We start from the raw sequence: 22,824 nt of genomic DNA, 5'->3' as shown, positions 1-22,824 counted from the left end.
GGCGACCGAGGCCGCTCCGGGGGCCGGTCAGCGTCGCTTCGTCTCGGAGGCGAGCAGCGAGCGCAGAACGACGGCGCACACGGCCACGGAGGCGCCGGTGATGGCGACCGCGAGGAGCATGGAGACCAGAACGGCGCCGACGACGAGGACCACGGCGGTGCCGCCACCGACGAGGGCGATCACAGTGCCGGGGGTGAGCTGGACCGCCGGCCGGGACGTGGCGGGAGCGGTGGGTGCCGGGGCGTGGTGCTGACAGCCGCACGGGGCCTGTCCGGACTCATGCGGGACGACGGCGCCGAGGGTTGTGATGGTCGGGGGGATCTCGCCCGTGGGCTTCTCGTTGACCGGCACGCGGGGCCTGAGCATCGGTGAACTCCCTTCCAAAGTCGGTTACTTGACGAACGGGTCGATGTTCGGGGCGAGCAGGCTGCCAGCGAGGATGTAGCCGCCGATCAGCAGGACGAGCACGAGCCAGAGCGGCGGGCGGACGAGCTTGACGCCGACCACGGCCAGACAGGCGATGAAGAACCACAGCGGCACGGACATGGCGTTAGCTCCCTCGGTTCTCGTACTTGCTCTTGATCCGGCAGTGGTGGCCCTTGGCCGCGATGCAGACGGCGCCGTAGGTGGTGTACTCGGCGGACCAGCCGCACTGATCGGCGGTGCAGGAGGCGATGTAGCCCTTCTCGCCGTCCCGGGTGAGGGCGCGGCCGATCTCCACGGGGCCGTAGCGCACCAGGCGCTGGAAGAGGAAACCCATGGCTTCAAGTCCTTTCGGAATTAGGCGAGTTGGGCGGTGATGGCGTCCGCCATGGCGGGTGGGACGTTGAGGCGGGCGCGCAGGGTGTCGAGGTCGATCGGCGTTCCGGTGCGCGTTTGGTGGTCGTCGGCGAGCCGGCGGGCGTGCGCCACGAGCGCTGGCGGGGCCTCGACGGCGGGAGCAGCGGGGGCTTCGGGCAGGGCCGGGGTCGGTTCGGCGGCGGGGATCGGCTCGGGTTCGGCGAGCGGCTCGGGGGCACGCGTCACCGTGGCTGGCTCAGGGGCATCCGGGTCGTGGTCGGCGGGTGCCGGGCGGGGTGTGGGGCTGTGGGCGAGCAGGGTGCCGCCGAGGAAGGCGAGTGCGGGCCAGCCGGCGACGCCGAGGCGGAGCAGGGCGGGCGGGTGTTCGAGGTCGAGGAATCCGGCGGTGGCGACGTTGGCGCCGAGCGAGGCGACCAGGGCCACCAGGAACCAGCACCAGGCCAGCCGGGACGGGCCGTCCGAGCGCAGCCGGCGCCACGCGGCCACGAGCAGGAGGTCGACGGAGACGGGGTAGGCCCAGGCTTTCCAGCCGGTCTGTCCGGCAGCCTGGGCGAGGTCGTGCAGGTGGGCGAAGGACAACGCACCGGCGATCACGGCCTGTACGAGGACGGCGTCCGGGCGGATCGTGCGGCTCATGGTTCTTCACCTCCTTCAGGGGGTTGGGCCGGGGCGCGGCGGGGATCGAGGTCCGACCGCCGCACCCTGGGCGGTTCAGTCGGCGGCGGCTTCGCCGGAGCCCAGGCAGGCCAGGCAGATGCCGGTTTGCCGGCCGACGGGACGCCGCTTGCGGCCGACGTGGACGGTGCGGGAGACCTCTCCGGTGCCCTCGCAGGTCGGGCACTGAGACGGTTCGAGCACAGGCGCCGGGGCCTTGCGCGCTTCTTCGCGGCCATGGCGGTCAGCCGCCGTGGCGGGGGTAGCCGTGTCCGGCCGGGGGTGCCGGCTGGTAGCCGAGCGCGCTCCACACGACCGCGGCGAAGTGCCGGTCGTGCCCCTTCATGTGCCGGTAGCGGTAGATCGAGGCGCGCAGGTGAACGGTGCGCTCGCTATCGTCCTGCCGGGTCTCGGGGTTGTGGTTCATAGTCGTTCTCCCTTCCAAGCGTCCGGATTTGGGCATGGAGCGGGTAGGGACCTGGCGCGAGGCGGTCACGCCGACCGGATGGGGCGGGGAGGGATCAGGCGGCTTCGGCGAACGGTTCAGCCGTCGCGGGCGCCTTGACCGGGTCGAGGTCGAGCACCGGGCGGAAGCGGGCCAGTTCCGGGATGTCTGGGGTGAGGCCGGCGTGCCTGTTGCAGGCGGTCACTGCTTCCCGCATCGAGGTGTGCGGAGCCCGGATACGGGTCCAGTCGCCGTTGGAGTGGCCGACCACGGCCATGCCGGGCCGGTCGTTGCGGATCTGCGTGGCGGCGAACACCGCGTGCGGGGACACGTCGCCGAACGCCATCTTCGCGGACGATTCGTCGTTGACGCGGTGCGCCATCCGGCCGGTGAGCTGGGCGCACAGCATGGTGATGCCGTCGCCGAGTTCGGAGCCGAAGCGCTGGCCGTAGATGTCGAGGAAGATACCGGCGGCGCGACCGAGCTGGGCCAGGCGGACCAGGGCGACGATGATGCGCTCGCGCCGCTTCTTCTCCGCCGCGGTGGTGAACAGGGCGAGTTCGGCGATCTCGTCGATGGTGAGCACCACCGGCACCGGCCGCAGATGCTCAGGCAGGCCCCAGATGTTCGCGGTGATCTCCGCATCCGGGGTGTCCGCGCTGATCCGCTGTTCCCGACGGATCACCTGATACGTCGCCTCCATCCGCGCCACCAGCGCTTCCAGCAGGTCGGCCGCATCGTCCGGGTTGTCCGCGAGCGCAGAGAACCGACGGGCCAGCGGGGACAGCTCAACACCGCTCTTGCAGTCGATACCGACCAACGCCACATGCTGCGCAGCGAGTTCCTTGATCACCCGGCGTTGCGTGACGGACTTGCCGGAACCGACCGCACCGAGGGTCACCGAGTGCGGCACCTCCTTGTAGTCGCGATAGTGCACCGAGCCGTCCTCACACAGCGCGACCGGGATACGCAGCTCGCTCCGCTCGGTCCGAGCCGGCATCTGCACCCGCTTGAGCACGTCATAGCCGGTCGTCGCGATCTCGACCACGCCGGGCTTGATCTCGCGGGAGGTGACCTGATGGACGCCGAAGGCATGCCGCAGCCGGTCGACGGCCGCCGAGTAGTCGAAGGCGTCCTGTCCCGGCATCATCCGGATCCGCAGCCGCAGACCCGTCCGGGTCGGCTTGATCCACATCAGGCGAGGGACGCGCTGGCGCGGCGTCTGCCACTTGAAGAACCTCGCCAACCACAGCCGGAACCGGGAGGCCGGGACCGTCAGGTCACAGGCATCCATGACCGACGCGTAGCGCAGGCGGACCTTGGCCGTGGCGTAGACGACACCAAAGGTCATCCAGAACCAGGCGGGGCGGCGCCACCGCAGCAGCAGCGCCAGCCCGACAACGTCCACCACGACGGCGATCAGCAACCACCGCATGATCAGGCAGCCTTGAGGTTCTTCGACCCGCCGGCGTCCACGGCGGTGACCGCGACCGCACGGAAGCTGATGCCGTGCCGCTTCTGGCCGTTGAACTCGTTCTCCCACGGCCGCGCCACCAGACCGGTCAACGCGACCGGCGTACCCATCGCCAGCTCACCGGAGATGGCCGACTCCCCCACCGTGATTTTGACGACCTCGGCGTTGCCGTTCATCACGAACAGCACGTCCAGAGTCACCAGGAACTCACCGGTCTGCCTGTCCGCAGCCCGCTCCTGGGTCTTCTGGTTCGCGTACTTCGGCTGAGGCGGCTGAGCCACCATCAACGTCGCTCCGGCGGTGTCCACGGGGATCTGCTGCATGGTCTGTTCTCCTGATCTCTCGGAGAGTTGGAACCGATCGTTCGTCGGTGAGATCAGGAGACCGCGAAAGGTGGTGGACATATCACGGTCCGTATGGACGTTTGGGGACGTCTGAGCTATCGTCAGAACGTCCCTGATACGTCCCAGGAGAGGCTACGTCATGGCGAACGAGCGTCTGCGTGCGGCGATTTCGGCAAAGGGCGAGACAATCCAGTCCTTGGCTCAGCATGTCGGAGTGGACCCGAAGAGCGTGGAACGCTGGATCACGACGGGCCGGACGCCGCATCGGGGACACCGCTGGAAGGCCGCGAGCTTCCTCGGAGCAGACGAGGTCTACCTCTGGCCCGCCGTCGAGAAGCAGGCAGAGACAGCGAGCACGTCCGAGCTGATCACGTACTATCCGCACCGGGGCGCTGTGCCGGCGTCCTTGTGGTCATCGCTGATCGAGAAGGCAACAGATCAGGTAGAGATCCTCGTGTACGCGGGGTTGTTCCTCTTCGACAGCCACCCGGATCTTCCAGACCAATTGGCCGAGAAGGCGAAGGCCGGGGCACAGGTTCGCATCCTGCTTGGCGACCCTGACTCAGCCATGGTGCGCCGGCGAGGCGACGAGGAAGGCATCGGCGATGATCTGGCCGCACGCGCCCGGATCACCCGGCGCTACCTCCAACCAGCGATGACCACACCCGGCGTCGAGGTCCGGTTGCATGACACGATCCTCTACAACTCGATCTACCGGTTCGACGACGACGTGTTGGTGAACCCACACGTGCTTGGCGCTCCCGCCGGACAGAACCCGGTCCTGCACTTCCGCTACCTGCCTGGTGCCCGAACGTTCCGCCACTACATGCGGAGCTTTGACTACACCTGGGACCGCGGACAGCCCGCATAGCCCGCCCGCTCAATGGTGGTTGGTCATGCGAGAGTGGAGGCATGGCCCGTATCGACTACTTCAACGATCCGAACGCTCCGAAGGCGAACAGCATCGTGCCATCGGTTACCACCGTGGCACGGAATGAGGCTGGAGAAGTCCTCTTGATCCACAAGACGGACAACGATCTCTGGGCACTTCCTGGGGGCGGAGTTGACGTCGGTGAATCGGCCCCCCATGCGGCGGTGCGCGAGACGAAGGAGGAGACCGGATTCGACGTCGAGGTGACCGGCCTGGTCGGCCTCTACACGAACCCAGCACACGTCATGGCCTACGACGACGGCGAAGTCCGCCAACAGTTCTCGATCTGCTTCACGGCCCGCATCGTCGGCGGCGAGCTGAGGACCAGCAGCGAGAGCAAAGAAGTCGCGTTCGTCGCGCCGAGCCGGCTCGACGAGCTGAACATTCACCCGTCCATGCGGATGCGTATCGACCACGGCTTGGCTGACCGACCCAAGCCCTACGTGGGCTGATCACCAAGGCGGGCACGCGTACGCGCGATGGCCGCGCCAAGGTACGGCCGAGCTTTGCTAATCGCGGTGTGCACTTCACTGCCCGGCTCGTACCGTTCCAGGATCTCGTCAATGCGCTGATCGAAGTCGAAGGACTGTCCTGCGGGGCCGGTCGTCATGTCGGCGTAGATCAGTGCGTCCAGGACTGGGGAGTCCTCACGCTCGTACACGGCCAGCTCAGCAGTGAGATCACGCTGTTCGGCTTCGTACACTGCGCCGGAGTGGTGGGCGACGAGCCGCACGAGACGCGCAGGGGCGCCAATCCGCTCCAGGTGGCGAGCTCCGTCGAGGGGATGAAACCCGGTTTGCCGTAGCTCTGGGGCATAGCCGATGTCGTGCAGCCAAGCAGCGGCTACAAGCAGATCACGATCCTCGTCGGACACCGCCGCAGATACCTCGCGCGCACGGGCCGCCACGGCTTGAGTGTGCAGCCAGCGATTCCCGAGCGGGGGCAACAGAGTCTCGGCCAGTTCGGCCGCGCCGTGCGGCGTGTCCAATGCAGAGGGCATGTAAGGAACCGTAGCCGAGTCTGGCCAATCGCCGACAGCCCGGCGCCAGCCGTTCCGGATCATGGCGCGGACAGAGTTTCCCTACTTCATCAAGGCTCGCTGCGCTCGCTCGTGCGGCGGCTGACCGTGCTTGTCGATCATCGCCAACCCGACCGCCGCAGACTCCGCCGAAGCACATCAACGGCCGCTCCCGGCCCGCATGTCACCGCCACCACGATCCGGCCTCGGAAGGGGAAAGACGCAACAGCGGTCGGACCTCAACGCCCCGCTACCAGGGCCAGCATGCGCCCCTTTCCACCCGGTTGCCTACGAAGTAGGTCGGATCCAACCGAGGGCCGCGCCAAGCGCGGCGGCGCCGGCCGGTCGCCGCCGCGCCGCCTCCATGTCTTCGCCACCGGCGCACGTCGCCGCCCGCCCGTCGCCGCACGCATCGGCCACATTCCAACACGGGCACGGGGACGAACGGTGATCCCCAACAGTGCAGGTCAAAGACGCTTTGTGTTACCGAAAGAGGCCGGATCGTGGTGGCGGTGACACGCGGGCCGACGCTGCCAGATGCGCGGGCGTTCATACGGCCCACTGATCCCGCACCAGGCCACCGGCCGGCGGGCGCGGCCATGAGTGGAGGAGAACCCCGCTGTGGCTGGGGCGGTCGGCTCCACGACTTTAGCCAGCCACTTTGGCGCGAGCCTCGAAGATCATGGCCCCAACGTCGTGCTTTAACGGGCAGGTCAACAGACTGCCCGACGCGCCGGAAGCTTACGGGGCCATGATCACTCGCGCCAAAGCAGCTCCCGGCCAAAGTCGCTCCGCCGACCGCGTTGTTTCACGGAAGGTTTCACGATCTTGGCGAGGCGGCGGATCTGACTGCGCGCACGCCGTTAGTGCCGTTTCTGGCGTAGGCGGTGTACGTCATTTCGCAAAGTGTCGGCAAAGCATAAAAGGGTCATGTCCGACAGGTCCGGTTTCATTGGGGGCTAGGCCGCGCCCGAGTGTCAGTCAGTGGCTGTATAAGCAGGACACGTAGGAAGAACGCGCAGATCAGAGACCCCGGCGATCGATTGATGCGGGGTCGAGCCCTCTTCGACGCCGAGATGGTGGTCGTCCAGGAGGGCGCTAACTGCCAGTTGTTCGCCGTAGGGTGCTCACCTTCCGCGCCGGCCATCATGGTTCCTGTCATGAAGAAAGCCCACCGACGCCGCGCTGGCTACCAAACGAGAGCGGCATAGGTGGGCCTGGAACCTTGGAGGTCCGTCTTGAGTCTCCCTCGGGTGACCCAGCAGCTGTCAACTCGTCCGCAGTCGGTCGTCGTGATCACGGTGATCGTCTGCATCCTGTGGGGCGTCCTTCCCCAGGCTCAGGAGTTGATCACGTCCCTGATCGTTCTCAACGCCCTGTGGCTCGCCCAATCGAGCATTCAGGTCACCGGTCGGGGCTTCGTGGGGCGACTGGCTGTACAGCAGCGGAGTACAGCAACCACAGCAACTGGCAGTGCCTAGCGGCGGCCCTGTCGGGCGATAACGCAACCTGTATGACCCCAAGCGACCGACCCACATAGAGCTACGGATCAGAAGGTCGCCCGTCCCCTGCCTCGTTCGTCATCGTGCCTGGCAAAATCACCAGCACAACAACGACGAGGCGGGGGACGCTCGATGGATAGGCAGTTGCGTGTCGGTGAAGTGATGCGGTCCTCGCAGAATAGGGACCCGTCCATCGAGGTCATGGACGGCTATCCGAACATCCACCACCTCACGGTTTCACAGATCCTCGCTCCCATACAGCTGAGCAAGGGAATCAATCCGATAGCCGAGGTCAAGGTCGCACGCGTCGCACGGCGACCGGCTGTCCTCATACGTTCGAGCCCGTGGAAGGCCGGCTCTGTCGAGACGCCATGGCACGACGAGTTCGACCTAGGAAACGGGCGCGTTACCTACTTTGGAGATCATCGCGTCGATCACACCGTTCCTGTGGGTGAGACGCAGGGCAACAAGGTGCTGCGGAAGGCATGGACAAGCCACCGAGCGACGACCATGCAAGAGCGGACCTTGGCTGCGCCACTGCTCGTCTTCGCGACGGTCACGCGCAACAAGACTCCCAAGGGATACGTAAAGTTCTGCGGCTTGGCCGTCATCGAGGGCGTCGAAGAAATCGAGCAGAAGGACAAGGGGCGGCCGTTCCCCAACTTCTGCTATGAACTGGCTCTTCTCGACCTGAGTGCAGAAGATGACCTGCTGAACTGGTCCTGGATCGAAGCGCGCGGCGACCAGAGGCTCTCGACGGCTGAGGCGCTGGAACACGCGCCGCGCTCCTGGCGTCGGTGGGTGGAAGGTGGCCATGCCGTCTTGCCGGAGGTACGCCAACGCCCCCTCCATCTTGAGGAGTCCGAAGTCAGCCCTCGGTCCGTCAGCCGCTCCGCGGATGAGGACACGTTGTTCCCCACTCCTTCGCAGTCACAGAGCTGGCACGTATCCAGCGTCGAGCACGACAACCGGCGGCCAGCACTCACGGCAGGCCTGCTCATGGAGAGACTGAGGAGTCTCAAGGTTCATCGGCAGGACGGACGGACGAGCCGGCACAAGCCCTTGGCCCTGATGTGGGCCATAGCGAGGAACGCCCGAGGAGAGTCGCGGCTCGCTCCCTGGCCGGAGTTCCGTGACGAGGTGGGCAAGCTATTGATCGAGTTCGGCCGCTCCCAGTCGTCCCCGACGCCCGAGTACCCGTTCTGGCATCTGCGGACGAGCGGCCTCTGGGATATTGATGGCCTTCCGACTGAGCAGGCAGGCAAGATCAGCGTCTCAAAACTCGACAGATCCAAGCCACAAGCAGGGTTCACCCACCAGGCCGACCGTTTGTTGAGGGATCCGTTCGTGCGGTCCCAGGCGATCGCCGTTCTAAGAGAGACGTACTTCGCCGAGTTCGCTCAGCACAAACTGATGGAGCAACTTGGGCTAGCTGGCTACGAGAACGCAAGCGGCATCGAGGCACTGACAGAAGAGCAAGAGCAATATGGCCCTGCCGCTCGTCGCGCCACGAGCACGTCCCGCGTAGTGCGCGATGTCGGACTGGCCAACAAGGTCAAGGAGATGTACTCCGACCACTGCCAGGTCTGCGGAACACAGCTAGCGAAACGATTCGGCACGTACAGCGAAGCGGCCCACATCCGCGGTCTCGGGCAGCCGCACAACGGACCCGACGAGCTTGCCAACTTGCTCGTACTGTGCCCCAACCACCACGTCCAATTTGACACGTTGGCTATATATATCGATCCGCACGGAGTCGTCCGCTCAACGGCGGACGGCAGTCACATGGGTGTGCTCCGCCGGCTACCAATGCACCACATAGGCGAAGCCCACCTGAGATACCACCGAGCTCTTTGTGGCAGAGACGCGGACCAGGAAGCACTCGATTCAGAGCCCTCACCCGGTACAGCCCTAGGCGCTAGGGAATAGCAAAAAATTGGCAAACCCTGCAGCGGGCGAACGGCTCCCGGTACTACGCTCCGTGATCGTAGATCCAGCTTTGCGACGGAGCGTAGTACCGGGAGCCAATTCAGTAGCGGGACGGGCTACGTTGCGTAGTAACTGCAGGTGAGGCCAGTGATGCTGGTGTCAGACGTCACCGAACCAGAAGTTCATCGCAGGCTCATCCTCACAGGGGAACGGCGCCAGTTCGAAGTCAAGACTCGCGGCCATCCTCTGACTACGCTCATTGCCTTCATGAATGAGGGCGAGGACCAAAGTCGCCTCCTCATGCTCGCGATCAATGATGTCGTCAAGCGCGTGCTCCATGGCCACGCGACCAAGACCCTGGCCCTGGTATCTGACGTCAACCGCTACAGCCCGCAGAATGCGCACGGGACCGTCCCACTGCACTTGTTCGCGCACCCATGCCATGTAAGCGGTGTCGCAACGAGCATGAGCAGCAACAGCCGCAAGGCAAGCTGGCTCCGCGCTATCTGCCACGAGTACGCGCTCATCTAGCCGTCCGCTGCATTCTTTGCGAGCTTCAGCGCGGATCCAGCTCTGCACCGTCCACTCCCACTCAGCCGGGTGGGCCAGCGTGCGTCCATTGGGCGCCTTGGGACGAGGCTGTGTGCAAGTAAAGCTTTCGAATGCGCGTCGATCACGGCTCGTAGCGACTCGCCACGATACGTGACTCAAGCGCCAGACCTTGCCCTTCGACGTCGCGGCGGACGCGAGGCCAAGCGTTCCCGCATGTAGGCAGCTGCGTCAGCAGAAGGTGGCGTACGGAGCGCGCGACCATACGATGCGGCAGCCTTCTGCTCGTCCTCAGCCTCAGAGGTCGCCGCCTGCACTGCTCGCCCGAGAGCACGCTTGGTAAGACTCACGTGGCTCTGCGCGAGCGGCATGGCCTGCGGAAGAGCCAACCTCAGTACGCTCGCCAGCGGCACGGGCACACGAACAAAGTCACGCGGTGTCGGCATGGGTGTCGCCATCCGTCAGCCCCCCAGACTGTCGCATGCTGTCGTAGTTGCTGGCCGCTCGCTGCAGAACCTGAATCAGCTCTCCGAGCCTTGCCCTGGTTAGAACGTAGCGCCCCAGCGTCTCTACGGGAAGGGTACCCAACTGACGAAGGTCTTGCTCCATCTGCGCTGGCGATCCGCTGATGATGGGCGGATCTGCCTGCCCAAGGGTGAGGTGGATGGCATCAGCTTGACCGGCTGCGTTGGGCAAGCTCAGAGAGACGATGAACTGGTTCGCTGGCCGGCTTGGCACGTCCGTGTTACGCCAGACAAGCCTGATCTCAACAGAGTCATTCGGCGCGTTCTCAGGCGTGGTCACGGAGCCAGTGTGCCATCGGTTGGGATCGGCACGCCTAGCCCACTACTCCGCTGAGGCTAGATCGCTGCTCCGCTCAGGGGCTTACTCCCGCGTGTCGCGCCAGTCGCTGCGACCATCCGACCTCCCTGTCCGCGCCACGTCAACTCTAGGGATGGTCGTGAAGGGGGTGCGTGACTGTGGACTATTTGTGGACAGATCCTCGACAGCTTGGCCCAACAGGGTCGCTGACCAGCGCGTTGCCGGTAAGCCGTAGGGCCCTCCGGAGCCGTGTGCGCAGGTTCGAATCCTGCCGGGGGCACTCGCCTGTCAGAGATGTGAAGCGTGGTCTGACCAGGGCGGATGCCGATGTGAGAAGCGGGAGTCAGGTTACTGACTCCCGCTTTTTCGTGCTGTCACCCGTGGTGAGGGTGGGCGGGCGGTGCCGGGTAGGGGGACTGCCCGTCGTTCAGGAGTTCGGCTGCCTGGTGCTGGGTGTGGGCGGCTGCCTGCTGTGCCTCCGCCACGGCGTCTCCGCGTTCGCGCACGAGGTCTTCATAAATGGGGAGGTGGTTGTTCTCGGTGGGCGTGCGGGTCACAACGCCGGTCCTTCCGCTGGGTAATGCCGTCAGGCCCTGTTGAGTCGGGCGGCAATTCCGTGCCCGAGGAGCAGATAAAGGGCTGCCGGGAGCCCGTAATTGAGGAGTACGCGTACGCCTTCGGTGTCCATGGTGAAAATGTCCTGTGCCCATCCGCCGAGCCAGTCCGCCGAGCCGTGGACGAACTCCACGAAGGCGTTTCCCTGGTTCGCGTCGAGCAGGTACAGCACGATCCACAGGGCGAGCAGACCGGCCGCGACGTCGGCGATGGTGCAGATGGTGAGGGCCGCTCTGCGTGCGGTGGCCGGGTTGCGCGGCGTGCGGGCGGGGGCGGCCGCAGGCTGGTCGTACGACTGGTATCCGGAAACCGGGTCGGTGTTCACGAGAAATCCGATCTGACGCGTGACTGGGCGGGCCGGTCGCCCCGAGGAGCCGATTACGGCTCTTGTGGCGACCCGTTTCTGCCTGGTTCTGCGTCATGCGAACGCGACCGCGTTACACCGGCGCCCGGGTCATCCTGAATACGGCGTACTACGGCGGCCTATGACGAACTATGGCGACCTGAGGTGGTTCTTTAACGGCTTTCCCGAATGCTTGCGCTCCACGGCGCTTCGCCGTCAGGGCCGACGGTCGGTCGGGAGCATCGCCCAGACCGTTTTTCCCGCGGGCTGGCGGCGGGTCCAGCCCCAGTGCTCGGACAGGGCGTCGATGATGCGCAGTCCGCGGCCGTGCTCGTCGAAGGGGTCGCTGGTGTGCGGGTACACCGGCGGGTTGTCGCTCGGGTCGGTGACCGCGCAGACGAGGTGGGCCGGGCGGCGGAGGCTGAGCTTCAGCCAGATCTCGGCGTCGCCGCCGGCCGCCGGGTGGGCCGGGCGATGCGGGGCGGCGTGCAGTACGGCGTTGGCGAAGAGCTCGGCGACCACCGTGAGGGCGTCCGCGCCGCAGTGGTCCAGCGACCAGTCGGCGAGGGTGCGACGGACGAAGTCGCGGGCCTGGCCGCAGCCCTGTTCCGCGCCGACGAGGCGCAGCGCGGCGGAGCGGGGCGGGGTGCGCGGGGGTTCGGGCCTGGTGAGACGGGCCCGGGCCGGGGTGCCGGTGCGTGCCTCCGGTGTGACTGCCAGCCCCGCGGGGGACGCGGCACTGCCGGGCAGTCGGAGCCCTTCGTACGCAGGTAAGGACACAACGTCTCCCTGATACACGGTCAGGACGGGGCGTCCGCACTGCCGTTGACGCCAGGGACTATTATCCACGCCGACGGCGCCTCCGTGCAATTTCACGGGAAATTGCGCGAGCGGTGTCGACCAGAGCACGTGGTGCGGTTCGGGCCCAGAGGGTCGTCGGGGCGCACGCGTGGCGGAACGTGAGCAAGGAGAGTGCAGTGCCAACAGCATCGAACGGCGTGCGGGCAAGCTCGTTGGGCGTCCGCTGGATCAAGAGCCGGCACAGCAATGCCGAGGGGAACTGCGTCGAGGTGGCGCCCTTGGGCGACGGCAGCATCGCGATGCGCAACTCCCGTGACCCCGACGGGCCGGCCCTCGTGTACACCCCTGCCGAGATCACCGCGTTCCTGGCCGGCGCGAAGGAGGGAGAGTTCGACCACCTCGTATGACCCCTGTGGGTGATACGGGCCCTCTGCCTCTGAACGGACGGCCGGCGAAGGAGCGGAGCACCGCCGCCAAGCGGAAGGTGAGCCCTCCATTTCCTGCGGTTCCGGCGGCACGAGGCGGCGGGATGCGATAATGCGGTCTGTCGTATGCCGGTCTACGGGGAGTCAGGATGTCCGCCGAGTCACCTCGCATCTCCCGCCTCGAGCCGTATCTGAACCGCACCGAACCCGCGCCGACCCTGCTGAAGATGCTGGTCGGCGTCCAGCTGGCCGGGATCCGCGAGGACGCGGGCTTCTCCCAGGACCAGGCGGCGCGAGCCGTGGGGTTCAGCCCGGCGAAGCTGTCGCGCATCGAGGCGGGCAAGGGGCGCCGGCCGCCCACCGAGGCCGATATCCGCGCGCTGCTGGAGCGGTACGGCGCCGACGAGTACGAGGCGACGGTGCTGCTGCAGTTGCTGCGGCGGGCCGGTGAGCCCGGGTGGTGGCAGCGCTATGACAAGCGGCTGATGCCGGAGTGGTTCGACCGGCTGGTCGGGTTGCAGGAGGCCGCCACGGCCATCCGTACCTATGAACTCCAGTACGTGCCGGGCCTGTTGCAGACCGAGAACTACACCCGGGCCGTCGTGGAGCGCGGGCTGCCGACGGCGCCCGGCCGTGAGGTGCAGCGGCGTGTGGAGCTGCGGATGCGTCGGCGCGAGCTGCTGCACCGCCCGGAGGCGCCGCAGCTGTGGGCGATCGTCGACGAGTCGGTGCTGCTGCGGGTGCTGGGCAGCCGCGAGGTGATGCGGGATCAGCTGGAGCATCTCGTGGAGATGGCCCAGCGGCCCCATGTGACCGTACAGATCGTGCCCCTGGACGTGACCAACGCCTCCGCGCCCGCGATGCCGGTGACCTATCTGCGGTTCGGCGGCGTCGATCTGCCCGACATCGTCTATCTGGAGCACATCAAGAGCGCGGCGTTCCTGGAGGACCAGGACGAGACCGAGGAGTACCGCCTCGCCCTGGACCGCCTGGGTGACGAGGCCCTCAACCCGCGCGAGTCCCTGGAGCGGCTGCGCCAGACGATGGAGCGGTACTCCCCGAAGCCCTGAACCAGGCCTGGTGTCTCCTACGCGAGTCGGCCCACGCCGCCGAACTCGATCCACTCCTGGGTGAGCTGGCGCGGGGTCACCTCGGTGTCGGGGCGCCAGGTGGAGACCTCCACCAGGCCGGGCTCCAGGATCTCCAGGCCCTCGAAGTACTCCGCGACGTCCTTCTCCTGGCGCACCCGGCCCCAGTGTCCCTGGGTCGCCTGGTCCATGAAGTCGGTGACGAACTTGCGGACCTCGGCGTCCTCGCTGACCAGTTGGCACATCACCATGCAGCTGCCGGGCACGAGCCGTTCGCGGACCCGGCGGGCCACGGCGAGCGGGCCGTTGGCCTCGTCGTCGGGGATGCAGTGGAAGACCGAGTTGAACAGCACGGCGACCGGCTGCGAGAAGTCGATCAGGCGCTCGGTGTCGGCGTGGGCGAAGATGGCGTCGGTCTCACGCATGTCGGCGTGGATGACGGCGGTGTTGTCGTTCTGGTCGAGCAGGGCGCGGCCGTGGACCAGGACCATCGGGTCGTTGTCGACGTACACCACGCGCGAGGACGGGTCGACGGACTGGGCGACCTGGTGGACGTTGTTCTGGGTGGGCAGGCCTGAGCCGTGGTCGAGGAACTGCCGGATGCCGTAGTCCTCGGCCAGCGTGCGGACCACGCGCTGCAGGAAACGGCGGTTGTTCAGGGCGAGGGCGCGGGTGCTGGGGACGACCTTGTCCAGCTCCTCGCAGGCGGCTCGGTCGGAGGCGTAGTTGTCCTTGCCGCCGAGGTAGTAGTCGTACATGCGTGCGGCTGTCGGGATCGTGGCATCGATCGACGTGGACAGCTTTCCAGGCTCCATCGTTTCCCCCAGTCACAGGGCCGGCCGAGGCGATCACCTCGCCGACAACCCATCCTAGGGAGGCGGTAGTTGGTCGGGCCAGCCCATCGGTCAATCACCGGGCGAACGACCACCCCGAAGGGGGCCGACACGCGGACCGAAGGACACTGAGGGACATGACGCACCGCATGGTCGAGATGAAGCCGGAGAGCCGGACGCGATGGCTCCGGGGGGTGAGCGCGCCCGGCGCGAAGATCCGTCTGGTGTGCTTTCCGCACGCGGGCGGCGCGGCCGGCGCCTTTCACGACTGGGCCGCGCTGACGCCGCCGGAGATCGAGGTCATGTCGGTGCAGTACCCCGGCCGTCAGGACCGTCTGTCCGAACCGTGCGCGGCCACGATGGAGGAGCTGGCGGACGCGATCACCGCGGCTCTGCTGCGGGAGCTGCCCGACGACCGGCCGCTGGCGCTCTTCGGCCACAGCATGGGGTCGGCGGTGGCGTACGAGGTCGCCCGGCGGCTGGACGAGGCCCCCGGCCGCACCCTGGCCCGGCTGGTCGTGTCCGGCCGGGCCCGGCCCCGCACCCCGCAGGAGCTGGCGCCCCGTCCGGCCCCGGCCGACAGGGAGATCCTGGATCACGTCCGCGAACTGGACCCCGAAGGTGCCGCCACCTACGAGCACCCCGAGCTGCGGCCCCTGATCATGCCGTCGCTGCGGGCGGACTTCGGCCTGCTGGCGGCGTACCGCCCGACTCCACTGCACCGGCTGGGCGTTCCCGTCACGGTCTGCGGCGGCGACCGCGATCCCGGGTGCGCGGTGGAGGAGCTCTCGTCGTGGTCGGACGTCACGACGCAGGGGGTGGACGTGCGGGTCTTCGAGGGAGGCCACTTCTATCTCAACCCGCGGAAGGAGGAGCTGGTCGGGTTCGTCGCCTCGCGGCTGTCGTGAAGCGACGGCTGTCACCGCTCCGCATGTGCACGCCATGAGTTGGCTGGGCATGTTCCCCTTTCAACGATCAGAGGGGAATGCAGAGATGAGCGTGACCGCCGCATCCGGGCCCCGCAAGGTCGTCGTCACCGGACTCGGGGCGGTCACTCCGCTCGGCGTCGGGGTCGGGGAGCTGTGGCGGGGGCTGCTCGACGGGCGGGACGGGATCCGGGAGTTGGAGGGGGAGGAGTTCGCCGGACTGCCCGTGCGGGTGGCCGGGGTCGTACCCGTCGATCCCGGGGAACTGCTGCCGCGGCCCGTGGCGCGGCGGATGAACCGGGCCGCGCGGTTCGGGGTGCTGGCGGCCCGGGAGGCGTGGGGGGACGCCGGGTTCACCGAGGGCGGGACCCGGGAGAGCGGGGTCGATCCGGAGCGGGTGGGGGTGAGTCTGGGCGCGATCCTCGGAGATGCGTCCGTGCTGGTGGGCGGGGACCGGAAGCTGCGCGAGAAGGGGCCGCGGGCCGTCTCGCCGCTGACCACCCCCATGACCGTTCCGTCGCAGGCCGCCTCCCAGGTCTCGCTCGATCTGCACATCACCGGCGAGGCCAGGACGGTCACGAGTGCCTGCGCGTCGGGGACGGAGGCCATAGGGCAGGCGATCGACCGCATACGGTACGGGCACATCGACCTCGCTCTCGCGGGCGGCGCCGAAGCGGTCGTCACACCGGCGATCATGGCGTCCTTCGCCGCGATGCGGGCCCTGGCCGACGGGGACCCCTCGAAGGGCTCACCCTCGCGGCCGTTCGCCAAGGACCGGAGCGGGTTCGTCAACGGTGAGGGCGCGGGGATCCTCGTCCTCGAGGCGGAGGAGCACGCGCGGGCCCGGGGTGCGCGGATCTACTGCGAGGCCGCGGGCTGGGGCCTGTCCGCCGACGCCCACCACATGGCCGCGCCCGACCCGTCCGGCACCGGCGTCGCGCTCGCCCTGCGGCGCGCCCTTCGGAACGCCGGCGGCGAGGTCGGGGACGTCGTCCATGTGAACGCCCATGCCACGGCGACGATCGAGGGCGACCTGGCGGAGGCGGTGGCGCTACGGGCGGTGCTCGGCCGGCGCAGGGTTCCGGTCACCGCGCTCAAGGGGCACCTCGGGCACCTTCAGGGGGCGGCGGGCGGGGTCGAGGCGGTCGCCGCCGTGCTGACGCTGCATCACGGGGTGGTGCCACCGACCGTGGTGGGCGGGGTGCTCGACGACGCGATCGATCTGGATGTGGTGACGGGGGTGCCGTGTGCGTTGCCGGAGGACGGGGACCTGGTGCTGAGCAATTCGTTCGGGTTCGGGGGGCACAACGCGGTGTTGGCGTTGCGGAGGGTTCGGTGAGGTGGGGGGGCGCGGTGAGGCGCGGCGCGGTGAGGTGAGCGGTTGCGCGGCGGGGTGATGGTCATGCCGTGCGTTTGCGGGGCGTCGCCTTCTTTGCCGTCGTCTTCTTCGCCGTACTCTTCGCGGTGCTCTTGGCCGTGCTCTTGGCGGTGCTCTTCGCCGCCGTCTTCTTCGCTCCTTGGGCGGTCTTCGCCGTCGACTTCTTCGCGGACGCCGTCTTCTTCGCCGCTGTCTTCTTCGTCGCCGTCGACTTCTTGCCGGCCGTCTGCTTCGGTGCCGCTCGGGACGTCTTGCGCTCGGGCAGGCGTCTGACCTGGGCCTCCTTCTTCTCCGGCTCGGCCGGCTCCTCGCCGCGCGACTCCTTCGCCGCCCGTACGCTCTTCTCCAGGGCCGCCATCAGGTCGAGGACCTTGCCGGCCTTCGCCGGTTCGGGTGTCTCCGGCGGGGCCTCGCCGGCGGCCTTCGCGGCGACGACCTCCTCCAAGGCCTCGCGGTAGGCGTCGTGCAGTTCGTCGAGTTCGATCTCGCCGAGGGTGTCCATCAGGGCGTCCGCGAGGTCCAGTTCCTTGTCGTTCACCGTGACGTGGGTGTCCGGGGCGACGCCCTCCGGGGCCCGGACCTCGTCGGGCCACAGCAGCCCGTGCATGGCGATGGCGTCCTCGACGACCCGCAGCATGCCCAGACGCTCTCGGCCCCGCAGGGCGTACTTCGCGATGGCGACCTTCTGGCTGCGCTTCAGCGCCTCGCGCAGCAAGGTGTACGGCTTGGCCGCGGGGGCGCCGCCGGCGGCGAGGTAGTACGCGCTGTCCATCTGGAGCGGGTCGATGCGGTCGGCCGGTACGAAGGCCACGATCTCGATCGTCTTCGCGGTCGGCAGGGGCAGGTGGGACAGGTCCTCGTCGGTGATCGGGATGATCGTGCCGTCCGCGTCCTCGTATCCCTTGCCGATCTCCGACTGGGTGACCTCGCGGTCCTCCAGCTCGCAGACCTTGCGATAGCGAATGCGGCCGCCGTCCTCCGTGTGGATCTGGCGGAAGGCGATCGAGCGGTTCTCCGTGGCGTTCACGAGCTTGATCGGGATGCTGACCAGGCCGAACGAGATGGCGCCGTTCCAGATGGATCGCACGTGCAGCACCCTTTCGATCGTTATGCCAGGCTTGCCCGGACATCCGACAATTTTTCTGGAATTCTCATGGTATGACGCCGATCACAGAGGTGGAGGGGCGACGGCTCGCGCTCAGCAATCTGGAGAAGGTGCTGTATCCGGCGACCGGCTTCACCAAGGGCGAGCTGCTGCACTACTACGCCACCACGGCCGACTTCCTGCTGCCGCATCTGCGGGATCGGCCCGTGTCCTTCCTGCGGTACCCGGACGGGCCGGACGGCCAGGTGTTCTTCACGAAGAACGTTCCGCCGGGGACCCCCGACTGGGTCACCACGGGGGAGGTGCCGCGCGTGGAGGGGCCCGCGCGCATGGTGTTCGTGCAGGATCTCGCGAGTCTCATGTGGGCCGCGAACCTTGTCACCGAGTTTCATACGCCCCAGTGGGTGATCGGGGCGCCCGGGGAGGCGGACCGGCTGGTCTTCGACCTGGATCCCGGGGTGCCGGCCACCGTGGTGGAGTGCTGTGAGGTCGCTCTCTGGTTGCGGGAGCGGTTGGCTGCGGACGGGATCGAGGCGTATGCCAAGACCTCCGGGTCGAAGGGCTTGCATCTCGCCGCGGCGATTCGGCCGGTGTCTTCCGAACGGGCGACCGAGTATGCCAAGGAGTTGGCTGTGGAGGCCGAGAAGGCGATGCCGCGGCTGGTGGTGCATCGGATGACGAGGAGTCTGCGGCCGGGGAAGGTGTTCGTCGACTGGAGTCAGAACGCCGCGCGGAAGACGACGGCTACGCCCTATACGTTGCGGGCTCGACGGGAGCCGGCGGTGTCCGCGCCGGTGACGTGGGAGGAGGTGGCGGGGTGTCGGTCGCCTGCGGCGCTCGCCTTTCTCGCGGGGGACCTTGCGCCTCGGCTGCAGGACTACGGTGACCTGTTCTCTGGGCTGCTCGCGCCGGAGGGGGTGGGGCGGTTGCCGTGAGCTGGGGGGCCTGTGCCGTGACGCCGACCGCCACCAGGGGCTCCGCCTGCTGGACCCCCGGGCCTTTGCCCCCCCCACCACCCGACTCGGTCTCTCAAGAGGCTCGGCTCGGAGAGCGGGGGCTGATGTCCGGTGTGTAGCTGACGGTTGGTGGGGGCTGGGCGCGCAGTTCCCCGCGCCCCTAGGGGCGATGCCGGGCATGGCGGCCGACAGGGCCTCGTCAGTCGGTGGTGGACCAGGCTCGGCGGTCCCTCGCTATCGCGTGCAAGGACTCCACGTCGGCCGGTTTGAGTACGCCGTCCAGGCGGGCCAGGCCTGGGAGGTCGGTGTGGTGGAGGATGCGGATGTCCAGGTGGGGGGCGGTGATGGTGATGTCGGTGGGGGCGAGGAGGGCGAGGGCCGGGTGGACCTCGGCGGTGAGGGTGTGGGAGGCGCGGTCGGCGTTGCGGCGGAGGTGGCGGAGGAGGGGGGTGGGCTCGCGGCGGCCCAGGGAGACCATCGGGTCGGCGATGGTGACCTTCTGCTTTCGGGCGTAGAGGGAGTGGACGGCGAACAGGCCGCCGGGGCCGAGCAGCAGATGGTGGATGCGGTCGCCGCCGGGGAGCGGCACGGAGTGCAGCGTGTGCCAGCCCGCGCCGTCCAGACGGTCCAGGGCCTCGCCGACCGTCTGCTCCGCGGTCAGCGCCCGGCGCCGCGGGTCGGCGCGCAGCCGGTGAGAGGGGCCGGGGTCCCGGCCGAGGGCGACGAGGAGCGCCTCGCCGGGGCGGTTGGGCGCGAGGTCGTCGTCCGGGTGGAGGGCCAGCCGGGCCAGTTCGGCGGGCGTGGGGACCGGGGGCGGGCCGATGGTCACCGGGCCGGTGACGAAGGGGCCGAGGGCCTCCAGAACGTCGTCCTCGCGATCGGCGGAGAGCAGGTTGATCCTGGCCGCCTCACGGTCGTACCAGGCGATGTTCCGCCCGTCCCTGAGGCAGACGTAGAGCCGTTCCTGGCCGTGTCGCCAGGTCGGTATGACGCGCAGTCCGCTCATGCACCATCACCCCACTGACCATGGGAACAGGCGGGGTGCTGCGGGGGCAAGAACCCGGTTACCTTTGAGAGGAGTTGGGCAGACCTCCCGCGAGAGGTGGTTGGGAGGCGCCGTTGCGTGCTCGCAGGAAGCAACCCGACGTACCGGCCCCGGACAGCCCGTGGAGCGAGATCGAGCCAGGCCTGTGGATGGGCGGGCACGAGTTCCGGGGGCAGTCGGGGCAACTGGAGTTCGCGGTCGTACGGGACGAGTTCGATCTCGTACAGACGCTGCTGCGCCTGCCCGGGCACGGGCCGGATCCCGGCGTCGAGCACCATGTGTGGCCGATTCCCGACGGGCCGCTGGACGGGACCCAGCTGGCCGGGGTGATCCGGCTGGCCGAGGCGGCGTGCGAGGCGCTGGACGAGGGCCGCAGGGTCCTCGTCCGCTGCTGTCACGGGTACAACCGCTCGGGGCTCGTCGTCGCCCACGCCCTGATCCGTCGGAGCCGCTCCCCCGAGCAGGCGATCCGGCTGATACGCTCCCGCCGCTCTCCCTGGGCCCTGCACAACGAGCTGTTCGTCGACTACCTCCGAGCCGGCCTGTCGACCGCCCGGCTCCTCGAAGAGCTCGCCGAGTAACCGTTTCCCATCGTTCGCCCGTCCGCCCACCGGGTGCGCAAAAAGGACTTCCGTCCGAATAGTGTGTACGGGCCGACACCCACCCGAGCCCCAGGAGAACCGTGCCCCGCAGCCGCCCCACGCGCGTCGCCGCGCTTGTCGCCCTGCTGCTGGCGGCCGCGACGGCCTGCGGTGACGCCGGGGAGCTCCAGGGCGCGGGCCCGACCGAGACCGCTGTCAGCCCGGACAAGCTCTGGCCGAGTCTGACGCCGGCGTCCCGTCCCGCCTATGAGATCGGCGAGGTGAACCGGGAGGCCGTGAAGGGCGTCACCGTCCCCGGCGGCGACCTGCGCGAGGTGAACCCGGTGGTGGTCGTCCGCAAGGAGATCGCCAAGAGCCCGGGGGACTACGAGGGCGCCGACGCGCCGTACCGCGACACCGGCCGGCTGATGTCCGACTGCGCCCAGGGCGCCGGGCACGGCAAGTGCCCGGTGCTGCGGCCGTACTACCGGGACCTGACCGGCGACGGACGTCCCGAGCTGACCCTCGGGTTCCGGCTGATGCCGGGCAAGACGACCGCGGTGCGCGTCTACACCGTGGAGAAGGACCGGCTGGTGCAGGTCATGAGCTGGGACGACGCCGTCAGCGCCGTCGAGCTGGCCCGGCGGTCGGTGATCATACGTTCGCCGTCCGAGGTGGCCGGCTACGAGTACCGGCTCCAGTGGACCTGGGACGCGGACCAGAAGGCGATGCTGCTCACGCACGACGAGATGCTGCGCACCGGTCCGCGCGAGAAGCGGACGGCCAGCCCCTCGCCGTCGCACTCCCCCGCCCCGTCCGGCTCACATTCCTCGTCCTCCTCGGCGAGCACCCCATGAGGCTCGGGCTCCCCCAGTGGGCCGGCACGCTCGCCGTGAAGGCCGCCGTCTTCATCACGGTGATGTGCTGCGCGCTCGCCGCGCTGCTCGGCATCCTGGTGCACGTCTCGGTGACGAACCAGACCGTCGGCCAGGCGCGCGAGCTCGCGCTGTCCCGGCTGGAGGACGCGACGGCGGCGTTCGAGGCCGGCGACGCCCTGCGGCGCGGTGTCTCCGTCGACCCGCCGGAGCTGCCGGACTCCCTGCGGGAGCTGGCCGTCGCCGGGGAGCGCGGCACGATGGTCGCCGACCACCGGGGACGGCCCACGATGTGGGCGGCGGGCCCCGCCGACGGTGAGCACGCCCTCGCGGTCGAGGTCGACTACTCGCAGCAGGCCCGCACCATCGAGGGCCTCGACCGGGCGATCCTTTGGTCGTCGGGGCTGGCGATCGGGGCGACGCTGCTGGTGGGGGCGTTCGCGGTGACGCGGGTGACGCGCCGGCTGCATGCCACGGCCCAGGTGGCCCGGCGGATCAGCGGGGGCGACCTGGACGCGCGGGTCGACGATCCCCGTACCAAGGACCCGACCCGGCCGCAGGACGAGGTGGCCGCCGTGGCCGCCGCCCTCGACTCCATGGCGTCGTCGCTGCAGAGCAAGCTGCTGGCCGAGCAGCGGTTCACCGCGGACGTCGCGCACGAGCTGCGTACGCCGTTGACCGGGTTGCACGCGGCGGCCGAGTTGCTGCCGGCGGGGCGGCCGACGGAGCTCGTGCAAGACCGGGTGGCCGCGTTGCGGACGCTGACGGAGGATCTGCTGGAGATCTCGCGGCTGGACACCGGGCGTGAGCGGTCGGAGCTGGACACCGAGCCGCTCGCGGCGCTCGCGGAGCGGGTTGTCCGGGCGTCCGGGACCGAGACCGAGGTCGTTGTCGTGCGGGACCTTGTGGTGGAGACCGATCGGCGACGGTTGGAGCGGGTGCTGGGGAACCTGGTGGCGAACGCGCACAAGCATGGGCGGGGGCCGGTGTCGCTGACGGTGGACGGGCCGGTGGTGACGGTGCGGGATCACGGGGACGGCTATCCGGAGTATCTCGTCGCGCACGGGCCGCAGCGGTTCCGTACGGAGGGTGGCGCCAAGGGGCACGGGCTGGGGTTGACCATCGCGTTGGGGCAGGCGGAGGTGTTGGGGGCGCGGCTGTCGTTCGCCAATGCGGTGGACGGGGGTGCGGTGGCGACGCTGACGCTCCGCTAGCGAGACCGCGGGCGTGGCGGAGAGGCCGGGGCTTTCGGTAGTACGCCGGCTGCGGGCCCGGTGGGGATTGATCGCGCCCACGCGCGGAGCCGCATATCGGTACGGCCCCGCGCCCCTGGGAGGCCCTCATCGGGCACAAGCCACGCTGGTGCTGAGCCATAAGGCACACA

The 22,824-nt window shown here is 68.5% G+C and carries 28 protein-coding genes and 1 pseudogene; 12 read left to right on the top strand and 17 right to left on the bottom strand.

Annotated elements, in window-relative coordinates; genetic code table 11:
• Positions 1-27: 27 nt before the first annotated feature.
• The 8 genes from ACFZBP_RS34025 to ACFZBP_RS33990 all read right to left on the bottom strand — a co-directional run bounded on the left by ACFZBP_RS34025 (position 28) and on the right by ACFZBP_RS33990 (position 3,697).
• Positions 28-366, bottom strand: a complete 339-nt coding sequence (locus tag ACFZBP_RS34025; protein WP_391418911.1) for a SpdD-like protein — start codon at positions 364-366, stop codon at positions 28-30.
• Between the two features lie 24 nt (positions 367-390).
• Positions 391-546 carry a hypothetical protein gene (locus tag ACFZBP_RS34020; RefSeq protein ID WP_391418908.1) on the bottom strand — a complete coding sequence of 52 codons (156 nt, stop codon included), beginning with the start codon at positions 544-546 and terminating at the stop codon, positions 391-393.
• Between the two features lie 4 nt (positions 547-550).
• Positions 551-760: a mobile element transfer protein gene (locus ACFZBP_RS34015; protein WP_391418906.1), complete on the bottom strand. Its 210-nt coding sequence runs from the start codon at positions 758-760 to the stop codon at positions 551-553.
• A gap of 20 nt (positions 761-780) precedes the next feature.
• Complete coding sequence (locus tag ACFZBP_RS34010; RefSeq protein ID WP_391418904.1) at positions 781-1,437, bottom strand: DUF2637 domain-containing protein; 657 nt, start codon at positions 1,435-1,437, stop codon at positions 781-783.
• Between the two features lie 75 nt (positions 1,438-1,512).
• Positions 1,513-1,659 (bottom strand): hypothetical protein, encoded by a 147-nt coding sequence (locus tag ACFZBP_RS34005; protein WP_391418902.1) that lies wholly within the window; start codon positions 1,657-1,659, stop codon positions 1,513-1,515.
• Positions 1,660-1,699: 40 nt separating this feature from the next.
• Entirely contained in the window at positions 1,700-1,882 is a 183-nt protein-coding gene (locus ACFZBP_RS34000; protein WP_391418899.1) for a hypothetical protein, read from the bottom strand.
• A gap of 94 nt (positions 1,883-1,976) precedes the next feature.
• Positions 1,977-3,335 (bottom strand): FtsK/SpoIIIE domain-containing protein, encoded by a 1,359-nt coding sequence (locus tag ACFZBP_RS33995; RefSeq protein WP_391418897.1) that lies wholly within the window; start codon positions 3,333-3,335, stop codon positions 1,977-1,979.
• 2 nt (positions 3,336-3,337) lie between these two features.
• Complete coding sequence (locus tag ACFZBP_RS33990) at positions 3,338-3,697, bottom strand: hypothetical protein (protein ID WP_391418894.1); 360 nt, start codon at positions 3,695-3,697, stop codon at positions 3,338-3,340.
• A gap of 160 nt (positions 3,698-3,857) precedes the next feature.
• Between ACFZBP_RS33990 and ACFZBP_RS33985 the strand changes: the two genes are divergently transcribed.
• Together ACFZBP_RS33985 and ACFZBP_RS33980 are read left to right on the top strand one after the other, a co-directional pair.
• Complete coding sequence (locus ACFZBP_RS33985) at positions 3,858-4,589, top strand: XRE family transcriptional regulator (protein ID WP_391418891.1); 732 nt, start codon at positions 3,858-3,860, stop codon at positions 4,587-4,589.
• Positions 4,590-4,630: 41 nt separating this feature from the next.
• Positions 4,631-5,101 (top strand): NUDIX domain-containing protein, encoded by a 471-nt coding sequence (locus ACFZBP_RS33980; RefSeq protein ID WP_391418889.1) that lies wholly within the window; start codon positions 4,631-4,633, stop codon positions 5,099-5,101.
• Here ACFZBP_RS33980 and ACFZBP_RS33975 read toward each other — a convergent pair.
• Positions 5,089-5,649 (bottom strand): HD domain-containing protein, encoded by a 561-nt coding sequence (locus tag ACFZBP_RS33975; RefSeq protein WP_391418887.1) that lies wholly within the window; start codon positions 5,647-5,649, stop codon positions 5,089-5,091. The two genes, ACFZBP_RS33980 and ACFZBP_RS33975, sit on opposite strands and share 13 nt — an antisense overlap.
• Positions 5,650-6,920: 1,271 nt before the next feature.
• On the opposite strand from ACFZBP_RS33975, the gene ACFZBP_RS33970 reads away from it, so the two are divergent.
• Together ACFZBP_RS33970 and ACFZBP_RS33965 are read left to right on the top strand one after the other, a co-directional pair.
• Complete coding sequence (locus ACFZBP_RS33970) at positions 6,921-7,148, top strand: hypothetical protein (protein WP_391418884.1); 228 nt, start codon at positions 6,921-6,923, stop codon at positions 7,146-7,148.
• Positions 7,149-7,370: 222 nt separating this feature from the next.
• The gene (locus ACFZBP_RS33965) at positions 7,371-9,098 is read left to right on the top strand and encodes an HNH endonuclease (RefSeq protein WP_391418882.1); all 1,728 of its coding nucleotides are present in this window, start codon (positions 7,371-7,373) and stop codon (positions 9,096-9,098) included.
• Positions 9,099-9,257: 159 nt separating this feature from the next.
• On the opposite strand, the gene ACFZBP_RS33960 is transcribed toward ACFZBP_RS33965, so the two are convergent.
• The 5 genes from ACFZBP_RS33960 to ACFZBP_RS33940 form a co-directional block, all read right to left on the bottom strand.
• Positions 9,258-9,677, bottom strand: coding sequence for a GNAT family N-acetyltransferase (locus ACFZBP_RS33960; RefSeq protein ID WP_391418879.1), 420 nt, complete (start codon positions 9,675-9,677; stop codon positions 9,258-9,260).
• Positions 9,678-10,076: 399 nt separating this feature from the next.
• Entirely contained in the window at positions 10,077-10,451 is a 375-nt protein-coding gene (locus ACFZBP_RS33955; RefSeq protein ID WP_391418877.1) for a hypothetical protein, read from the bottom strand.
• A gap of 392 nt (positions 10,452-10,843) precedes the next feature.
• Positions 10,844-11,026, bottom strand: a complete 183-nt coding sequence (locus ACFZBP_RS33950; RefSeq protein WP_383451888.1) for a hypothetical protein — start codon at positions 11,024-11,026, stop codon at positions 10,844-10,846.
• A 29-nt stretch (positions 11,027-11,055) separates the two neighbouring features.
• Positions 11,056-11,409 (bottom strand): hypothetical protein, encoded by a 354-nt coding sequence (locus ACFZBP_RS33945; RefSeq protein WP_391418875.1) that lies wholly within the window; start codon positions 11,407-11,409, stop codon positions 11,056-11,058.
• A 234-nt stretch (positions 11,410-11,643) separates the two neighbouring features.
• Entirely contained in the window at positions 11,644-12,207 is a 564-nt protein-coding gene (locus ACFZBP_RS33940; protein WP_391418873.1) for an ATP-binding protein, read from the bottom strand.
• Between the two features lie 197 nt (positions 12,208-12,404).
• Here ACFZBP_RS33940 and ACFZBP_RS33935 point away from each other — a divergent pair, with 197 nt between their 5' ends.
• Both ACFZBP_RS33935 and ACFZBP_RS33930 read left to right on the top strand, forming a co-directional pair.
• Positions 12,405-12,635 carry a DUF397 domain-containing protein gene (locus ACFZBP_RS33935; protein WP_079055878.1) on the top strand — a complete coding sequence of 77 codons (231 nt, stop codon included), beginning with the start codon at positions 12,405-12,407 and terminating at the stop codon, positions 12,633-12,635.
• A gap of 167 nt (positions 12,636-12,802) precedes the next feature.
• Entirely contained in the window at positions 12,803-13,723 is a 921-nt protein-coding gene (locus tag ACFZBP_RS33930; protein WP_391418871.1) for a Scr1 family TA system antitoxin-like transcriptional regulator, read from the top strand.
• Positions 13,724-13,740: 17 nt separating this feature from the next.
• On the opposite strand, the gene ACFZBP_RS33925 is transcribed toward ACFZBP_RS33930, so the two are convergent.
• Positions 13,741-14,556: an SAM-dependent methyltransferase gene (locus tag ACFZBP_RS33925; protein WP_383451881.1), complete on the bottom strand. Its 816-nt coding sequence runs from the start codon at positions 14,554-14,556 to the stop codon at positions 13,741-13,743.
• 155 nt (positions 14,557-14,711) lie between these two features.
• On the opposite strand from ACFZBP_RS33925, the gene ACFZBP_RS33920 reads away from it, so the two are divergent.
• Both ACFZBP_RS33920 and ACFZBP_RS33915 read left to right on the top strand, forming a co-directional pair.
• Complete coding sequence (locus ACFZBP_RS33920; RefSeq protein WP_391418869.1) at positions 14,712-15,482, top strand: alpha/beta fold hydrolase; 771 nt, start codon at positions 14,712-14,714, stop codon at positions 15,480-15,482.
• A gap of 100 nt (positions 15,483-15,582) precedes the next feature.
• A pseudogene (locus ACFZBP_RS33915) lies at positions 15,583-16,839 on the top strand (beta-ketoacyl-[acyl-carrier-protein] synthase family protein); the annotation flags it as partial.
• Between the two features lie 61 nt (positions 16,840-16,900).
• Here the strand turns inward: ACFZBP_RS33915 and ACFZBP_RS33910 are convergent.
• Positions 16,901-17,965: a Ku protein gene (locus tag ACFZBP_RS33910; RefSeq protein WP_383451877.1), complete on the bottom strand. Its 1,065-nt coding sequence runs from the start codon at positions 17,963-17,965 to the stop codon at positions 16,901-16,903.
• Between the two features lie 71 nt (positions 17,966-18,036).
• Here ACFZBP_RS33910 and ligD point away from each other — a divergent pair, with 71 nt between their 5' ends.
• A complete protein-coding gene (gene ligD / locus ACFZBP_RS33905) occupies positions 18,037-18,918 on the top strand; it encodes a non-homologous end-joining DNA ligase (protein ID WP_383451875.1) in 882 nt (293 codons plus the stop codon).
• A gap of 220 nt (positions 18,919-19,138) precedes the next feature.
• On the opposite strand, the gene ACFZBP_RS33900 is transcribed toward ligD, so the two are convergent.
• A complete protein-coding gene (locus tag ACFZBP_RS33900; protein WP_383451873.1) occupies positions 19,139-19,945 on the bottom strand; it encodes a nuclease-related domain-containing protein in 807 nt (268 codons plus the stop codon).
• A gap of 113 nt (positions 19,946-20,058) precedes the next feature.
• Here ACFZBP_RS33900 and ACFZBP_RS33895 point away from each other — a divergent pair, with 113 nt between their 5' ends.
• From ACFZBP_RS33895 to ACFZBP_RS33885, 3 genes are all read left to right on the top strand, one after another.
• Positions 20,059-20,565, top strand: coding sequence for a protein phosphatase (locus tag ACFZBP_RS33895; protein WP_383451871.1), 507 nt, complete (start codon positions 20,059-20,061; stop codon positions 20,563-20,565).
• Between the two features lie 101 nt (positions 20,566-20,666).
• On the top strand, positions 20,667-21,422 hold the full coding sequence (locus tag ACFZBP_RS33890; protein ID WP_383451869.1) for a hypothetical protein: 756 nt from the start codon (positions 20,667-20,669) through the stop codon (positions 21,420-21,422).
• Positions 21,419-22,654 carry an ATP-binding protein gene (locus tag ACFZBP_RS33885; RefSeq protein ID WP_391418861.1) on the top strand — a complete coding sequence of 412 codons (1,236 nt, stop codon included), beginning with the start codon at positions 21,419-21,421 and terminating at the stop codon, positions 22,652-22,654. Before ACFZBP_RS33890 ends, ACFZBP_RS33885 begins: the two co-directional genes overlap by 4 nt.
• The last annotated feature ends 170 nt before the right edge of the window (positions 22,655-22,824 follow it).

The organism is Streptomyces sp. NPDC008086, assembly GCF_042957325.1.
Classification (GTDB): Bacteria; Actinomycetota; Actinomycetes; order Streptomycetales; family Streptomycetaceae; genus Streptomyces.
The sequence above is the reverse complement of the archived record's forward strand: the minus strand, read 5'-3'. Positions and strand labels throughout refer to the sequence as shown.

What these genes read in the sequence shown, in the direction of transcription:
- ligD (WP_383451875.1), top strand. Translation starts at nt 18,037, where the DNA reads ATGACGCCGATCACAGAGGTGGAGGGGCGACGGCTCGCGCTCAGCAAT.
- ACFZBP_RS33995 (WP_391418897.1), bottom strand. Translation starts at nt 3,335, where the DNA reads ATGCGGTGGTTGCTGATCGCCGTCGTGGTGGACGTTGTCGGGCTGGCG.
- ACFZBP_RS33930 (WP_391418871.1), top strand. Translation starts at nt 12,803, where the DNA reads ATGTCCGCCGAGTCACCTCGCATCTCCCGCCTCGAGCCGTATCTGAAC.
- ACFZBP_RS34000 (WP_391418899.1), bottom strand. Translation starts at nt 1,882, where the DNA reads ATGAACCACAACCCCGAGACCCGGCAGGACGATAGCGAGCGCACCGTT.
- ACFZBP_RS34015 (WP_391418906.1), bottom strand. Translation starts at nt 760, where the DNA reads ATGGGTTTCCTCTTCCAGCGCCTGGTGCGCTACGGCCCCGTGGAGATC.
- ACFZBP_RS33920 (WP_391418869.1), top strand. Translation starts at nt 14,712, where the DNA reads ATGACGCACCGCATGGTCGAGATGAAGCCGGAGAGCCGGACGCGATGG.
- ACFZBP_RS33990 (WP_391418894.1), bottom strand. Translation starts at nt 3,697, where the DNA reads ATGCAGCAGATCCCCGTGGACACCGCCGGAGCGACGTTGATGGTGGCT.
- ACFZBP_RS33965 (WP_391418882.1), top strand. Translation starts at nt 7,371, where the DNA reads ATGGACGGCTATCCGAACATCCACCACCTCACGGTTTCACAGATCCTC.
- ACFZBP_RS33885 (WP_391418861.1), top strand. Translation starts at nt 21,419, where the DNA reads ATGAGGCTCGGGCTCCCCCAGTGGGCCGGCACGCTCGCCGTGAAGGCC.
- ACFZBP_RS34010 (WP_391418904.1), bottom strand. Translation starts at nt 1,437, where the DNA reads ATGAGCCGCACGATCCGCCCGGACGCCGTCCTCGTACAGGCCGTGATC.
- ACFZBP_RS34025 (WP_391418911.1), bottom strand. Translation starts at nt 366, where the DNA reads ATGCTCAGGCCCCGCGTGCCGGTCAACGAGAAGCCCACGGGCGAGATC.
- ACFZBP_RS33975 (WP_391418887.1), bottom strand. Translation starts at nt 5,649, where the DNA reads ATGCCCTCTGCATTGGACACGCCGCACGGCGCGGCCGAACTGGCCGAG.
- ACFZBP_RS33900 (WP_383451873.1), bottom strand. Translation starts at nt 19,945, where the DNA reads ATGAGCGGACTGCGCGTCATACCGACCTGGCGACACGGCCAGGAACGG.
- ACFZBP_RS34020 (WP_391418908.1), bottom strand. Translation starts at nt 546, where the DNA reads ATGTCCGTGCCGCTGTGGTTCTTCATCGCCTGTCTGGCCGTGGTCGGC.
- ACFZBP_RS33985 (WP_391418891.1), top strand. Translation starts at nt 3,858, where the DNA reads ATGGCGAACGAGCGTCTGCGTGCGGCGATTTCGGCAAAGGGCGAGACA.
- ACFZBP_RS33925 (WP_383451881.1), bottom strand. Translation starts at nt 14,556, where the DNA reads ATGGAGCCTGGAAAGCTGTCCACGTCGATCGATGCCACGATCCCGACA.
- ACFZBP_RS33980 (WP_391418889.1), top strand. Translation starts at nt 4,631, where the DNA reads ATGGCCCGTATCGACTACTTCAACGATCCGAACGCTCCGAAGGCGAAC.